Here is a 15,025-nt window from a genome sequence, read left to right on the forward strand (position 1 = left end):
TTATTTGCTTAAAAATTGTTTGGCGTTCGTAATACTTGTATTGGTAATATCTTTTACTTCATTGATTCTTTTCTTCTCGTTTTCGAGATATTTAATCACCTCTTCATTGCCTTTGCCTTTCACTGACTCTGGATTATATTCAGCCATCCAATTAGACATTTTAATATCGGCAGAATCAAGCTGAATAAACAAATCACGTGCTTTTACTGAGTCTTTCGAAACTTTAGCTACACTGTCGAGTTGGCTTTTGAGGGTCATGATTTCATCCATTTTGGGCATTACTTCATCATGTACCGCAATCACTTCATCGATGAGTTTTTTTTGTTGATCTTCTTGTTGCGCTTTCTGACAAGAACTTGCTCCAAGCAGGAACAACACTGGAATAATAATCTTTTTCATAAGCATTTAAAATATATCGTTCTGTGAACTAGCAAAGGGTGTTTGGTGATTAGATAGAATCAAACAACAAAAAAAGGGGATGTTTGCTCCTTATAAAATGACGACGGTCAGTTATTGTTCTTGAAGGTGTTTTTCAAGAATTTCACGTGCATTGTCCAAAATAGCCGCAGATGGGTTTTGCCCACCAATCATTTGAGCTATTTCCATGATACGTTCGTCTTTAGATAACTCTTTAATTCTAGAAACGGTTCTTTCAGATGAGTGGTCTTTGTACACAAAGTAATGAACTGACCCTTGAGCTGCAATCTGATGTAGGTGGGTAATGGCAATAATTTGGTGGCTTTTACTCATCTCACGCATCATATTCCCTACTTTGATAGATACTTCTCCCGAAATACCTGTATCAATTTCATCGAAAACGATCGTTGGCAAAGCGCGTTTATTAGCCAAAATATATTTGATTGCTAGCATCAAACGGCTAAATTCACCACCAGAAGCTACATTTTTGAGAGGCTGTGGTTTAATCCCTTTGTTGGCAGAGAATAATAAATTTACCACGTTGATTCCCGTAGGAGATGGCTTGATAAATTCATTCTCAACTTTTAGAGCAGCGTTTGGCATTCCTAAGTCTATCAAAAGGCTTGTAATTTGAGCTTCAATCGTACTCAAGACATTTAGTCGAGACTTCGAAAGGGCTTCGGCACTTTTTTGTAAGGCTTTTTCTGCCTTTTCAACTTTAGCTTTTGCCTCGGCTAAATTCTCATCAAGATTCAAAACCTTGCCAACTTTAACTTCTAAGTCTGCTTGAATCTTTAGTAAGTCGGTGTCCTTTTTAACCTGATGTTTTTGTAATAAATGATAAATAGTATCTACTCTTACCTGAAGCGCTGCAATTTTCTCGTTATCTATTTCTACTTGTTCCGATTCTCCTTCTATTTCGTTAGAAATATCCTTGATTTCGATCAAACAAGAATTCAGTCTTTCACGCAATTGTTTAAAATGCTCGCCATATTGACTAATAGCGTTGAGGTTGGCTAATGTGGTACCAAACAATGAAATGATAGATTGCTCAGAGCCACTCAGTATCTCGGCAGATTGCTGAAGTTTGGACTTGACATCTTCAGCATTTTCGAGCTTATTGAGCTCCGCTTCGAGCCCCTCCAACTCATTTCCTTTTAGTTTTGCTTTTTGAAGTTCATCGAGCAAAAAGGAATTATAGTCAAACTCTTTTTTACTGTTTTTTGCGTCGTTAACTAATTCATCATAAGCCTTGTAAGCTTTTTGATAATTGCTAAAGTCAAGTTTGTATTTTTCGAGAAGCGTATCATTTTGAGCAAAAGTATCAACGATTTGGAGTTGATATTCGGTTGCTCCCAACAACAAATTATCGTGTTGAGAATGCACATCCATCAATTGGGAAGCAATACGACGGAGTGTTTCAAGATTTACAGGAGTATCATTGATAAAAGCACGAGTTTTGCCCTGAGGCGAAATTTCTCGGCGAATAATACAATGGTCTTCGTAATCAAGTTCCTCTTCTTCAAAAAGGCTTTTGATGATAAAACCAGAAAGGTTAAACTCTCCCTCAATCACACATTTATCTTCTGGATTGTAGAGGGTTTTTGTGTCGGCACGATTCCCTAACAACAAGCCAATAGCCCCCAACATAATAGACTTACCCGCACCTGTCTCACCCGTAATGATGTTTAAGGCGGGATTTGGAGTCAACTCCAGGCGCTCAATCAGCGCATAGTTTTTTATCTTTAAATGAGTAAGCATCGTATTATGAAGAATCCGGAAAGGTAAAACTACCCATCCAAAGATGATGTACCTTGATTAAGTTTTATAAGTTTTGCTCAAAATCCTAAGCAAATCTCAAAGCTCTTGGCTAATAACCGTAAGCTACGACGACATTTTTACAAAAATACAATCTATAATATTATCAATCGGTAAATTTAATCTTCAAATTTTGCGCTACGTTTTTGCGTTTGCGCCAAAAACGCCTCCTGCAAGTCATTGGACAATAGCATAGCAGCGTTCCAAGTGGCCATATATTCAAGGCTATCTTTGGTCGAATGCTCCAAACTGTAGTTCAAAATGTGTTTAGTGCCTCTAATAGCTACGGGCGATTTGGAGGCAATTTGTGTGGCAATTTCCCATACATATTTATCAAGTTCCTCTCTCGACTCGAATGCTTTATTAACGAGTCCTATTTGCTGTGCTTCTATGCCCGCAACCGCCCTGCCAGTAAAAGCTAGTTCTCTAGCTACACTTGGGTTGATGAGTTTGGGCAAACGTTGTAAAGTACCAAGGTCGGCTACCATTCCCATATCTATCTCTTTGATGGTAAAATACGTATCATTGGTACAATAGCGCATATCAGCTGCGCAAATCAGGTCGACACCTGCACCTATGCACCCTCCATGAATAGCCACGAGAACGGGCTTTATACAATTTTCTATGGCATTGATAGGTGATTGGAGCTCAATAATTTGCTTACGAAGTTTCTCTCTTCTTTTTCCTTCGCAAGATATGGTATTTTGAGTAACCGACATCAATAGTGATAAATCAATTCCTGCACAAAAATGTTTGCTATCTCCTCCTGAAATAATTACTACTCGTACAGAATCATCGTCATTAATTTGTTCAAATATTAATTGTAATTCTTCCCATGACTTGGCGTCAAGGGCATTGGCTTTATGAGGTCTGTTGATAATGACTTGAGCAATATGGTTTTGGATGCTGAACAGAAGTGTTTCCATGTTAAAAATAGTTTAGCCTATTATTGAAAGATTAAGATAAGAATTCTTTTGTTACAGAATGAATCTATAAAAATTTAGCAGAATTTAATTAAATATTAAAGTCTTGTATGTCAAATTGTTGTAATATTGCCCCCGAATAAAAATGAGCTAAATAATAATTACTTTTTGCTCTTTGGCATTCACCTTTTACCTTTACGAAACTTTTCTTAATAATAGGAATTTTCAATAACAGATAACGACACGAAAAAATGAGTGTACTTGTTAACAAAAACTCTAGAATAATTGTACAAGGCTTTACGGGCTCGGAAGGTACTTTCCATGCTCAGCAGATGATAGAATACGGCTCGAACGTCGTAGGTGGTGTTACTCCAGGAAAAGGTGGTACTACTCACCTTGACCGTCCGGTTTTCAATACTGTATTGGAGGCTGTTCAACAAGTAGGTGCTGACACTTCGATTATTTTTGTTCCGCCTGCATTTGCTGCAGATGCTATCATGGAATCAGCTGACGCAGGTATCAAAGTGATTATTTGTATCACTGAAGGTATTCCTACTAAGGACATGATCTACGCTAAAGAATACATCAAAGGCAAAGAAACTCGTTTGATTGGCCCTAACTGTCCAGGCGTAATGACTGCTGGAGAATGTAAAGTAGGTATCATGCCTGCATTTATCTTCTCTAAAGGTAAAATTGGTATCGTTTCAAAATCAGGTACTTTAACTTACGAAGCAGTAGATCAATTAACAAAAGCTGGCTTAGGTCAGACTACAGCTATCGGTATTGGTGGTGACCCAATCATTGGTACTACTACTAAAGAAGCTGTTGAGTTGTTGATGAATGACCCTGAAACTGAAGGTATCGTAATGATCGGCGAAATCGGTGGAGGAATGGAAGCTGAAGCTGCTCGTTGGATCAAAGAAACTGGTAACAAAAAACCAGTTGTTGGTTTCATCGCAGGTCAAACTGCTCCAAAAGGTCGTCGTATGGGTCACGCTGGTGCTATCATCGGTGGCGCTGACGATACTGCTGCTGCTAAAATGGCTATCATGGAAGAGTGTGGTATCCATGTAGTTCACTCACCTGCTGACATTGGTGAAACAATGTTGAAAGCACTAGGTTTGAAATAATTGTGAGTCGGCAGTTGGCTTTTGCTCATAGGTGATGTAATTTTGTAAAAATATTACACGGTATTGCAACAAGTTAACGCTTCATATTATCAAAATACGGCAAAACCTGACAAATCGATATTTGTCAGGTTTTTGTGCTTCATGCCGTTGCAAGGATTCTTTATCGGAATGTTCTTGCTTTCTTCTATTTCATCTTCGTTGGCTGGCAATGTGGGTCCAAACAATGCCTATTATTTGGTATATGATTACCATGATGATTGGCAGGTATTTGACGAACAATACAAAGCCTATGTTCCTTACATCCGTAATGAGCACAAAGACTATAATTCTTTTAGTTTATTTTTTGATTCTGAAAACTACAGAGGCTATAAGCTGCTATATTTTTCGAGTAAAGAAAACTATCTTTTTATCAACGCTTCTTTGCAGCGTAAGCTACCTGTAGACCAATGGGTCGTTATGGATGTTGATAGTTTGAAAGAGAAATATGGTAAGACTAAAGTATTTTTGACTTTCTATGGTAACAATACTAGCGTTGAAGCCATCTCTGTATTAGTGGGAAATAAGGTTTCGAAGGTGGAGAAAAGTATCCAAATCTCAGATTCTTTGTTGACTGTAATTCCTAGAGAGCTGACTCCTTTTCAGGATTATTTGATACTGAGTATTTTGTTTTTGGCAATATGCTACGCCTTTTTATATAACATACAGCCAAAGGCATTTGACCGATACTTTAGTATTAAAGATTTACTTACGATTAACCTTCGGGAAGATTCTTTAGTAATCAATAAACCCTTCGATTTAGCCAATTTATTATTTGTACTCAACCTGAGTTTTACGCTATCGTTTATCATCATGTTGGTGCAAAACGAAGAAACCGATTTGTTTTCTGTCAGTACAATTTTGATAGAAAGTGAGAGTTTGATGGGCTTTTTTATCAACTTTCTAGAGTTGGGGATAGTTGTATTTTTTATTTTGATTGGAAAATACATCGCATTGGCTATCTTGACAAACCTTTATCGACTAGAGAATATCACTAATATTCACTTTTTTAAAGTTATTCAGGCTTCAAGTATATTTTTCTTATTGTTGGCGATAGGATTAAGTTTTTGCTCAGTATCTTACCCCGACGTACTTCGAAATGCTCAAGAAATCCTGTTTGTACCTATTTCATTCTTTTTTATCGTAAGATTAATATTGATTTACTTTACGATAAATAAGCTGACACCGTTAAAAAATCTGTATTTATTTTCGTATCTTTGCATCGTTGAATTAATCCCCTTGATAGTAGGGATACGATTTGCCATATAATAGGCCTCAACATTTATCACCACATTAAAGTTTAACTGCATTGAGCATGAGCGAAACAACAGTAAACGCACATCCAGACAGATTAACCAAAGTATCCAGCATTTTAGTGTCACAAGCACGGCCAACTGATGAAAAGTCACCTTATTTTGAGTTGGCAAAAAGATACAATATTAAGGTAGATTTTCGTCCATTTATTGAGATACAAGGCGTTTCATTCAAAGATTTCCGTAAGCAAAAAATCAACATTCTAGACCATACGGCCATTATTTTTACAAGCCGTAATGCTGTGGATCATTTTTTCCGTATCTGTAAAGAAGCACGTATTGAAGTTCCAGCAGATATGAAATATTTCTGCATTACAGAACAAACTGCTATTTACCTTCAGAAATATATAGTTATTCGTAAGCGTAAAATTTTCTCAGGTCAAAAGACCGCAGCAGATTTGTTGGAGTTGATTAAAAAGCACAAAAGTGAGAAGTTTTTATTCCCTTGTTCAGATAAGCGTCGTAACGACATCCCTGAATTTATGGGTACAAACGATCTGCATTTGACTGAGGCTGTAATGTATGAAACAGTTTCATCAGATTTGTCTGACTTGGAAGATGTGTATTATGACATCTTAGCATTTTTTAGCCCATCTGGAATAAAATCTTTGTTTGATAATTTTCCAGATTTTCAGCAAAATAAAACTCGTATCGCAGCATTTGGTCCTACGACAGCAAAAGCCGTTACTGATGCTGGATTGATTTTGGATATTCAAGCTCCACTTCCAAACGCTCCGTCTATGTCGGGTGCGTTGGAATTATACATTAAAAAAGTAAACGGATTGTAAAAAAGTTTACTACCAAACTAGAGAGGTCAGATTTGCTATGCAAGTCTGACCTCTTTTTGTTTTACCTACAACAAAAGCGTTAGTTCGACCGTTTATATCTCGTGATTATATGCAGTTAAAATTTTCTCAAAAAATCTGAAACGATTTTTGTAATAATCCTGTCTCTGAAAAGAGAAATTGTAGTGAATATTTGGAAATTGTTATTAGTTTTGGGAAAGCAGAAGTTTTGGGTATTCTGAACTATTGCAAAAAAGCTATATGAACGATTGCCTCTTAATCATTTGAGTACATTGATGTACGAGCATACCTAGTTCAAGAACATTATGCAGAAACAACTATTATTCATTTTATTAGCCTTTGGATTGATTGGGATTTTTCCTGCACGCGCACAGCAGGATGCTCAGTTGAGTCAATATATGTTTAACCCTTTATATATCAACCCAGCGGCAGCAGGGCTTGACGGGGCGCTCAAATTTCAACTACACTATCGTAATCAGTGGACAGGTTATCAAACTTCGTTAGATGGTTCTGGCTCATTGGGAACACAAATTTTTAACGTGTCCATGCCTCTCAATGGCCTTCGAAGTGGGGTTGGTCTATCGTTTGTTAATGACAAAACTCCTTCAGGTGCAGGATACCAAGATTTAAAGCTTGCTTATTCATTTCAATTAAAACTTTCTGATGCCAGTTTATTATCTTTAGGGGCAAGCGGAGGGTTTCATATCAAAAACTATGACAATAGCTTTCGCCCACGTGATGAGAACGATCCCATTTTGGATGGTTTGACTGGCAGAGTAAGTCAAAGTAAACCTGATTTTAGTGTAGGTGCCATTTTTAAAAGTAGCAACTTTCAGATAGGTGCTAGCTTTAATCATGTCAATCAGCCTGAATATAATTTTGGAATCGCAAGTTTGTCAAACAAAGCGGTTCAAACGGTTAATATTCATGGAAATATTAATTATTACTTGAGTGAAGATTTAGAAATCGTCCCAACAGCATTATTTAAAACAGACTTTAAATCGCAAGTCTTAGAAGGAGGGGCTGTGCTAAACTACCAAGAAAAATACTGGTTTGGTGGCTCTTATCGTTTGAATGATGCTGGCATTATTATTGCTGGAATTTCGTTGTTACAAAATAACGCATTACGAATCGGTTATTCGTTAGATTTGACCTCAACGCGAGGAGCATCCGCCAAAGCCCCAACCTCGCATGAAATATTGCTCAGTTATTCGCTACCGGCTCCTAAACTTTTAGCAGGAAAGAAAGCGCCTGTTAGGACTCCAAGATTTAGAAAATAAGGTTCAGTTTCTCTTGAATTAGCAGAGAAGCTTAAAAAAGCACTGTTTCTAATCAGATGCTTGTGAATCAAATCTATATTGTATTAGAGTACTAGGTAAAAAATTATTAACTTTGCTTATCTTGGATAGCATACTAAATTATTTTTTTGCTCGTTTTAAGAAAAATTAACAAAGATAATTTTGCCTTCTGAGTAATTTCTGCCATCCACATATTTCAGGCAAGAAACTTTTTCTAGTGTACCATTAGTAATAAAATCAATATCACTTACAATTTTGAGAATTATTTACCCGTTTCAAAGCAGGTATCAATCGCAAAAGTAAAATCAATATGAATTACAGTGTAATTTTCAGGAAAACTCTATTATTAATCCTACTAGCTGTTCCTGTACTATTGTTGGATAGTTGTAGTTCTTCATCTGGTAAAAAAGGTGGAAAGACTTCAAGTAGCAAAAGCAAAAGTGGGAAAGGTAGAGAAGTTGCCTCGAAAGGAAAAGGAGGTAAGAAGGGACGTAACAGCAAAAAAGACGACATTGGTATGGTCAATGGAGAGGTTGCTGCTACCGCTCGTAAAGGGTGGAAACAAACTACTCCGCTTGGAATGGTATTAATTCCCTCTGGCTCTTATATGATGGGTCAAGCTGATGAGGATATCGTTTCATCATCTGTAAACTTTAACAAACGAGTATCAGTTGCACAGTTTTTCTTGGATGATACAGAAATCAGTAACAACGAGTATCGTCAATTTACAACAGCTATGTTGACAGACTCTATTTCTGTATTAGGAGAAGAGAAAATTATGTCAGAATATTATCCCGATACAACTGTATGGAGTAAAGACTTTACCTATCACAATGGTGACCCTATGACAGAATATTACTTCTCAAGCCCAGCATTTGACCTTTACCCTGTAGTAGGTGTGAGCTGGAGAGCTGCTAAGTATTTCTGCGAATGGCGTACAAAAGCACTAAATGATTTCCGTACGGCTGAAGGAATGTATATCTCTCCTCGTTTTAGATTACCTTCTGAAGCAGAATGGGAATGGGCAGCTCGTGGTGGAAAAGCTTCTGCGAAATATCCTTGGGGTAACCCTTACGTTGCAAACGGAAAAGGTTGTTTGTTAGCTAACTTCAAACCACATAGAGGTAACTACGATTCGGATGGATATGCTTATACTGCTCCTGTAAATGCTTACAATCCAAATGATTATGGTTTGTATAATATGGCTGGTAACGTAGCGGAATGGTGTATTGATGCTTATTCTGATAACGCTGTAGCGATTACTTGGGACTTGAACACGTTGAATGACGATAAGGACGAGCCACGTAAAGTAATCAGAGGTGGTTCATGGAAAGATGTTGCCTATTATCTTGAGACAGGTACTCGTTCTTATGAATACGAAGATAAAAAACGTTCTTACATCGGCTTCCGTTGTGCCATGACGCACTTGGGTCGTTCGTCAGGAAAAGAATTTAGATAGAATATTTTCAAAAGGTAATCAGTTGTTTGGGCAAAGTGTGCATCAACAACTGATTACCTTTTGCTTTGAAATAAAGAATAAAGTAATATTGAAGAAAAACTACTTTTGAATCATTTTTAGATTTAGGTATTACGAAAAAGACTCTAGTTTTTTTCAATTTTTAAAAACAAAACTCGAAACTGTACATTTTAAATTCCACTTTTAATCATTTTCAGATCAAATGAAGGGCTTAGAAAAAATTATTAACGTTATCGCCAGTGCTGGTGCCGCAGTAGTTATTGTTGGAGCATTGTTCAAAATCTTACACTTAGAAGGAGCCAATCAAATGCTAATGGTAGGTATGCTAACAGAGGCTGCTATCTTTATCCTTTTTGCCATCCTTTACGCTACGGCTAAGCCTGAAAAAGAATATGAATGGGAAAGAGTTTACCCTGAATTATCAAAAGATTTCCAAGGAGAATTACCAAAATCATCTTCTCGTGGTTCATTTACTGGAGGTTCTGGTTTGACTGCTAAAATGGATGAAGCATTAGCTAATGCAAAAGTTTCTCCTGAGGTATTCGACAACTTAGGTAAAAGTCTTAAATCTTTGACTGAATCTGTTTCAAAAATTGGCGAAATCTCAGATGCTACCATTGCAACTACTGAATATGCTAAAAATGTAAAAGCTGCTTCTGCTTCAGTTAGTGAAATGAACAAAGCGTATGGTATTACATTAAATGCCGTTTCAGAATTGTCTACAGCTACACAAGATGCGAAAGACTACCGTGCTCAGTTCCAAAAAATCACACAAAGTATGTCTGCTCTTAATGCAGTATATGAATTGGAATTGCAAGATACTAACAAGCATTTGAAGGCGATGAATACCTTCTATGGCAATCTTACTTCTGCTATGGAAAATATGTCTGATGCTAGCAAGGATACTCAACAGTTTAAGCAAGAGCTTGCTAAATTGACAAACAACTTAACTTCTTTGAACAATGTTTACGGAAGTATGTTGTCAGCTATGAAAGGCTAATAACCAGTAGCTGATTGTAATGTCAAAGAGACAGAAACGTAAGTTTCGAAAGTAGTCATTCTTAAATGTTAAAATCCTCAAGTATAATATACGATGGCAGGTTTAAAAGAAACGCCCAGACAGAAGATGATTGGGATGATGTATTTGGTGCTAACAGCCTTGCTTGCATTGCAAGTAAGTGATGCCCTCTTACAGAAATTTGTGCTATTAAATAACAGCTTGGAAACGGCTAACCAGTCGGCAGCTGAGAAAAATAAAGGAACAATCCAAGGTATTGATTCAAAAATTAAAGAGTTACCAAACCCTGGTGCTTATGCAGATATTTCACGCAAAGCTGCTGAAGTACATAAGATTGCTGAGGCTGTAGTTTCTCAAATTGAAGAAGCAAAAGCTAAAGTAATTGAGTCGGGTGGTGGTATTGACCCTGAAACTGGTCAAATCAAAAATCCTAAAGAAGAAGAAAAAGTGTATCAATTGATGGTAGGTGCTGGTAAAAAAGGCATTGCTTATCAGTTAGCTTCTTCAATGGAAGATTATGTTACCAAGCTTTCTGCTATTGCTGATAAGGGTACTGTATTTCCTGCTCTAGCTTTAGGTGCTAAAGATGATCCGATTGCCTCGAGAGATGCTAATCAAAGAAATAAAGACTTTGCAGAATTAAATTTTGCTCAAACTCCAGTACCTGCAGCATTGGCAACTTTGAGCCAAAAGCAAGCTGAAGTTAGACGCTATGAAAGTGAAGTTTTAGGTCAATTGGCTGCTAAAGTAGGAGCAAAAGAGGTGAAATTTGACAAAGTATTTGCTCAGGTTTCTGCTAATGCTAATACGGTTGTAGCTGGTATGGACTATGAGGCTGAGGTATTTATTGCGGCTACTTCAAGTGGTTTTACTCCACGTATGAGCTTGAACGGTTCGGCACTTCCAGTAAAAGATGGCCGTGGTCAAATCAAATTCAAAACTGCTGGTGGTGAATATGACAAAAATGGCTTAGCTCGTAAATCATATACAGCTTCTGTATCTTACATGAGCCCAACAGGACCAAAAACAGAATCAATCACAAAAGAATACTTTGTGTTGAAACCAACCTATAACATCGAAACAGCTACATTACCTGCGTTATATTTGGGTTGTGCAAACCGTTTGAGTGTTGTAAGTCCAGGTTTGGGTGCTTTGTGGAATCCATCTTTCTCTGCTGATGGTGGTGAAACAATTGCAGGGGAGCGTGGTAAAGTTACCATCGTTCCGAGTGCTGCTACTGTTACTTTGAATGTAACAAACGGAGGAACGTTGTTGGGTAAAGAAACTTTCCGTGTAAGACGTGTGCCAAGACCAGAAGTTAAAATCTATGGTAATGGTGGCGAAATTGACGAGAGACGTGGCGCTAGTGCAACAGGTCTTCGTTCAATCGAAGCTCGTGCGCTTGCTGACGAATCTTTTAAGTCAACAAACCCAGAAGATGCTCAGTTCCGTGTATCTGAAATCTATGTAGCGTTGGCTCGTGGAACGAAGAAAGTAGGAGATGTTACAGGAAGCGGATCAGTGAATGTTTCAAGCTTAGCATCCCAAGCTCAAGCAGGAGACAGATATTTTATTGAAGTAAAAGGAGTACAACGTAGAAATTTTAAGGGTGCTGTAGAAAATATCCCTTATACTATGTCTAAGGTACTTCCATTGAACTAATTACTGAATAAAATATTAGTTTGATTTCAATAAATATTGATAATCTGTCGTTTAGAATTCGAGGTTTATTGGTAAAAGCCAACCCTCTTTCCTGAAATTTGGTTGGTAATTGTAAAACTAATAGCGACTTAACTCAAATGAAGAATTTAGTAAAATATGCAAGTGTAGCCCTCATAACATTGGCAGCTTGCTCGTTGGCAACAGCGCAAGAAAAAGATAACAACGGAAAAAATCCAGATTCTGTTCGTCCGATTGATGATTCAAATATCATGTGGAAGAGACGTTTGTGGAGAAGAATGGATTTGAATGAAAAGCAAAATCAGCCGTTTTTCTCTAAAAATAACGAAATCACTAAATACTTGATTGAATGGGTTCAGAGTGGTGTTTTACAACCATACAAAGACGATTCTTTGAAAAGAAAACTTTCAAAAGAAGAGTTTATGAAGAATCTCGAAATCGACGAAGATTTCAATGATGGAGCTCTTTCTGCTGAAGAAAAAGCTGCTGGTTTTGGTAACGAATCAGCCGCAACTTCAGGTGGTGGTGCAGACGATGGTTGGGGTGATCCTAAGCCAAAAGCTGGTGATAACAAAGTAGCTGGTTCAAAACCAGCACCTGTTGTGGCTACTAATGGAAACTACCGTTTTCCAAGAGAATTGACTATTCTTGAAATCAAAGAAGATGCAGTTTTTGACAAACAACGCTCAAGATTGTATTTTGATATCCAAGCAATTACAATCATTATTCCTGCAAGCAAAACTGCTGCTGGTTTTGATAAAACTGTAGCGTCGTTTCGTTATAAAGACTTAGATAAATTGTTCCGTAGTAATCCAAATTGTATCTACTACAACACGCAAAACGAGGCTCAACATAAAAATATGGCAGATGCTTTTGATTTACGTTTGTTTAGTGCTCGCCCAATTAAGTTTGGAAACCCAGAGGATAAAGACTTGGTTCAGATGTATGGTGGCGATAAAAAAGGATTGGTAATGTCTCAACAGTTAGAATACAAACTAATGGAGATGGAGCACAATCTTTGGGAATACTAAAATCAATGATATTGTGTAATAAAAAAGGAGATTCGATATGTCGAATCTCCTTTTTTATTACACTGGATTAATGATATTGAGTTGTTCTTTGAGCGATTTAGCTTTGGCTTTACCCAATAGCGTTTCTAATTCTTCAAGAGGTGCTTCATAAATCTTACTAACCGTTCCAAAATGTTTTAAGAGTTTGGTTGCTGTTATCTTTCCAATTCCTTCAATATTTTCGAGCTGACTAATAATGAAATTCTTGCTGCGTTTGTCTCTATGCTTAGTAATACCAAAACGGTGAGCTTCGTCTCTTAGGCGCTGTATGAGCTTCAAAGACTCTGATTTTTTATCAATATAAAGAGGAATACTGTCCTCTGGAAAATAGATTTCTTCAAGTCTTTTAGCAATACCAATAATCGGAACTTTTCCGTAAAGATTTAAAGCTTTTAGCGCATCACACGATGCCGAAAGTTGTCCTTTTCCACCATCTACAATAATTAAATCAGGCAAGTCTGCTTCTTCTTCCAAAAGTCTTGAATAGCGACGCGTGATTACTTCATACATCGTTGCAAAGTCATTTGGCCCTATGACTGTTTTAGGAGTAAAGTGGCGATAATCTTTCTTTGAAGGAATCCCATCTTTAAAACAAACCATGGCAGATACAGGATTTGTACCTTGAATATTGGAGTTATCAAAACACTCTATATGTCTAGGAAGAGTCTTGAGTTGTAAATCATTTTTTAAGGTAAGCAAAACACGCATTTTACGATCGCCACCACTTTCTTCGGCAACTTGTCGGTCAGCTTTTTCTTTTCTAAAATACAATACATTTTTAAGAGACATATCTAAAATTTTTCGTTTGTCTCCAATCTGCGGAAGTGTATTTTCAACGCCTTTAAGTTCAATCGCCAACGGAATATTTGTGATAACTTCTTTTGCCTCACTCTGGTATTTATCACGCATTTCCCAAACCATCATGGTCAAGATGTCTTCATCTAGCTCGTCGAGCTTCTTTTTCACATCCCATGTTTGAGTTTGAGTAATAAAGCCATTCGTAATTTTCATGAAATTTAAGAATGCTGTTTGCTCATCGGATACAATTGAAAACACATCAACATCTTTAATATTGGGATTGACAACTGTTGATTTACTTTGGAATTTATCTAGAACCAAAAGCTTTTCCTTAAATTCTTGGGCTTCTTCGAATGCAAGTTTTGAGGCTGCGGCGAGCATCATTTCCTCAAAATACCCCTTAGGTAAACTCAAATTTCCTTTAAGGATATGTTTTGCTTGGTCGATTTCGGCGATATATTCTTCCTCTTTTTGTAATCCTTCACATGGACCCTTGCAGTTACCGATATGATATTCAAGGCAAACCTTAAATTTGCGATTATTTATATTAGAAGGAGTAAGATTGAGAGAGCAAGTTCTGAACTTATAGAGCTGCCCAAACATCTCCAAAATCGCATACATGGCTTTTTGATTGGCAAATGGTCCAAAGAAAGTTCCCAGTTTACGGTCTACTCTTCGTGTGGTAATTACCTTAGGAAAAGGTTCGTTTGTGATGCAAATAAAAGGATACATCTTGTCGTCACGCAACAAGATATTAAACTTTGGTTGATACTTTTTAATAAGATTATTTTCCAAAAGTAGGGCATCAAACTCGGTATTAACAATCGTAAATTCGATTTTACGAATTTGACTAACAAGCCTTTTGGTTTTTCGGTCATGCTGGTTTGATTTTACAAAATAGCTACTAACACGATTTTTAAGATTTTTTGCTTTACCAACATAGATAACAGTTCCTTCGCTATCAAAATATCGATACACACCGGGTTCTTCGGGAACTTTGGCCAATTCGGCCTTATAATCAAAATCACTCATAGAATTAATTCCTTTGTACAGTAACTAGAACAACAAATCTACTTAAAAAATCAACGATGAAAGAGAAATGTTTGAGAGTGATTCTCAAAAGTAGGTAGGTCTAAATCCATTCATCCTTAGCAATATATCCATTCGATAAGAATCGAGAATTAATTTGGTTTAAATATTTTTTGATTCAAAGATATAATTGTATTTTCGTGGTAAAATAA

12 protein-coding genes are annotated in these 15,025 nt (G+C 37.0%); 8 read left to right on the forward strand and 4 right to left on the reverse strand.

Going from position 1 to position 15,025, the window contains the following annotated elements; all coding sequences use genetic code 11:
* From QM481_RS14855 to QM481_RS14865, 3 genes are all read right to left on the reverse strand, one after another.
* Complete coding sequence (locus QM481_RS14855) at positions 1-399, reverse strand: viral A-type inclusion protein (protein WP_166549933.1); 399 nt, start codon at positions 397-399, stop codon at positions 1-3.
* 111 nt (positions 400-510) lie between these two features.
* Positions 511-2,178, reverse strand: a complete 1,668-nt coding sequence (gene recN, locus QM481_RS14860) for a DNA repair protein RecN (RefSeq protein WP_283382298.1) — start codon at positions 2,176-2,178, stop codon at positions 511-513.
* A 176-nt stretch (positions 2,179-2,354) separates the two neighbouring features.
* On the reverse strand, positions 2,355-3,161 hold the full coding sequence (locus QM481_RS14865) for a crotonase/enoyl-CoA hydratase family protein (protein WP_283382299.1): 807 nt from the start codon (positions 3,159-3,161) through the stop codon (positions 2,355-2,357).
* Positions 3,162-3,409: 248 nt separating this feature from the next.
* Here QM481_RS14865 and sucD point away from each other — a divergent pair, with 248 nt between their 5' ends.
* The 8 genes from sucD (at position 3,410) to porN (ending at position 12,947) form a co-directional block, all read left to right on the forward strand.
* Complete coding sequence (sucD, locus tag QM481_RS14870) at positions 3,410-4,288, forward strand: succinate--CoA ligase subunit alpha (protein WP_095161283.1); 879 nt, start codon at positions 3,410-3,412, stop codon at positions 4,286-4,288.
* A gap of 141 nt (positions 4,289-4,429) precedes the next feature.
* Positions 4,430-5,593: a DUF4271 domain-containing protein gene (locus QM481_RS14875; RefSeq protein WP_283382300.1), complete on the forward strand. Its 1,164-nt coding sequence runs from the start codon at positions 4,430-4,432 to the stop codon at positions 5,591-5,593.
* Between the two features lie 46 nt (positions 5,594-5,639).
* Positions 5,640-6,425 carry a uroporphyrinogen-III synthase gene (locus tag QM481_RS14880; RefSeq protein WP_283382301.1) on the forward strand — a complete coding sequence of 262 codons (786 nt, stop codon included), beginning with the start codon at positions 5,640-5,642 and terminating at the stop codon, positions 6,423-6,425.
* Positions 6,426-6,748: 323 nt separating this feature from the next.
* On the forward strand, positions 6,749-7,723 hold the full coding sequence (locus QM481_RS14885; RefSeq protein ID WP_166549938.1) for a PorP/SprF family type IX secretion system membrane protein: 975 nt from the start codon (positions 6,749-6,751) through the stop codon (positions 7,721-7,723).
* A gap of 328 nt (positions 7,724-8,051) precedes the next feature.
* Positions 8,052-9,200, forward strand: coding sequence for a T9SS ring complex lipoprotein PorK/GldK (gene porK / locus QM481_RS14890; RefSeq protein ID WP_283382302.1), 1,149 nt, complete (start codon positions 8,052-8,054; stop codon positions 9,198-9,200).
* Between the two features lie 220 nt (positions 9,201-9,420).
* Positions 9,421-10,218 (forward strand): type IX secretion system motor protein PorL/GldL, encoded by a 798-nt coding sequence (porL, locus tag QM481_RS14895; protein ID WP_283369864.1) that lies wholly within the window; start codon positions 9,421-9,423, stop codon positions 10,216-10,218.
* 93 nt (positions 10,219-10,311) lie between these two features.
* Entirely contained in the window at positions 10,312-11,898 is a 1,587-nt protein-coding gene (gene porM / locus QM481_RS14900; RefSeq protein ID WP_283382303.1) for a type IX secretion system motor protein PorM/GldM, read from the forward strand.
* Positions 11,899-12,035: 137 nt separating this feature from the next.
* Entirely contained in the window at positions 12,036-12,947 is a 912-nt protein-coding gene (porN, locus tag QM481_RS14905) for a type IX secretion system ring subunit PorN/GldN (RefSeq protein ID WP_283382304.1), read from the forward strand.
* Positions 12,948-13,004: 57 nt separating this feature from the next.
* On the opposite strand, the gene uvrC is transcribed toward porN, so the two are convergent.
* On the reverse strand, positions 13,005-14,816 hold the full coding sequence (gene uvrC / locus QM481_RS14910; protein ID WP_283382305.1) for an excinuclease ABC subunit UvrC: 1,812 nt from the start codon (positions 14,814-14,816) through the stop codon (positions 13,005-13,007).
* Positions 14,817-15,025: the final 209 nt, after the last annotated feature.

The sequence above is a fragment of the Flectobacillus rivi genome (assembly GCF_030056655.1).
Lineage (GTDB): Bacteria > Bacteroidota > Bacteroidia > Cytophagales > Spirosomataceae > Flectobacillus > Flectobacillus rivi.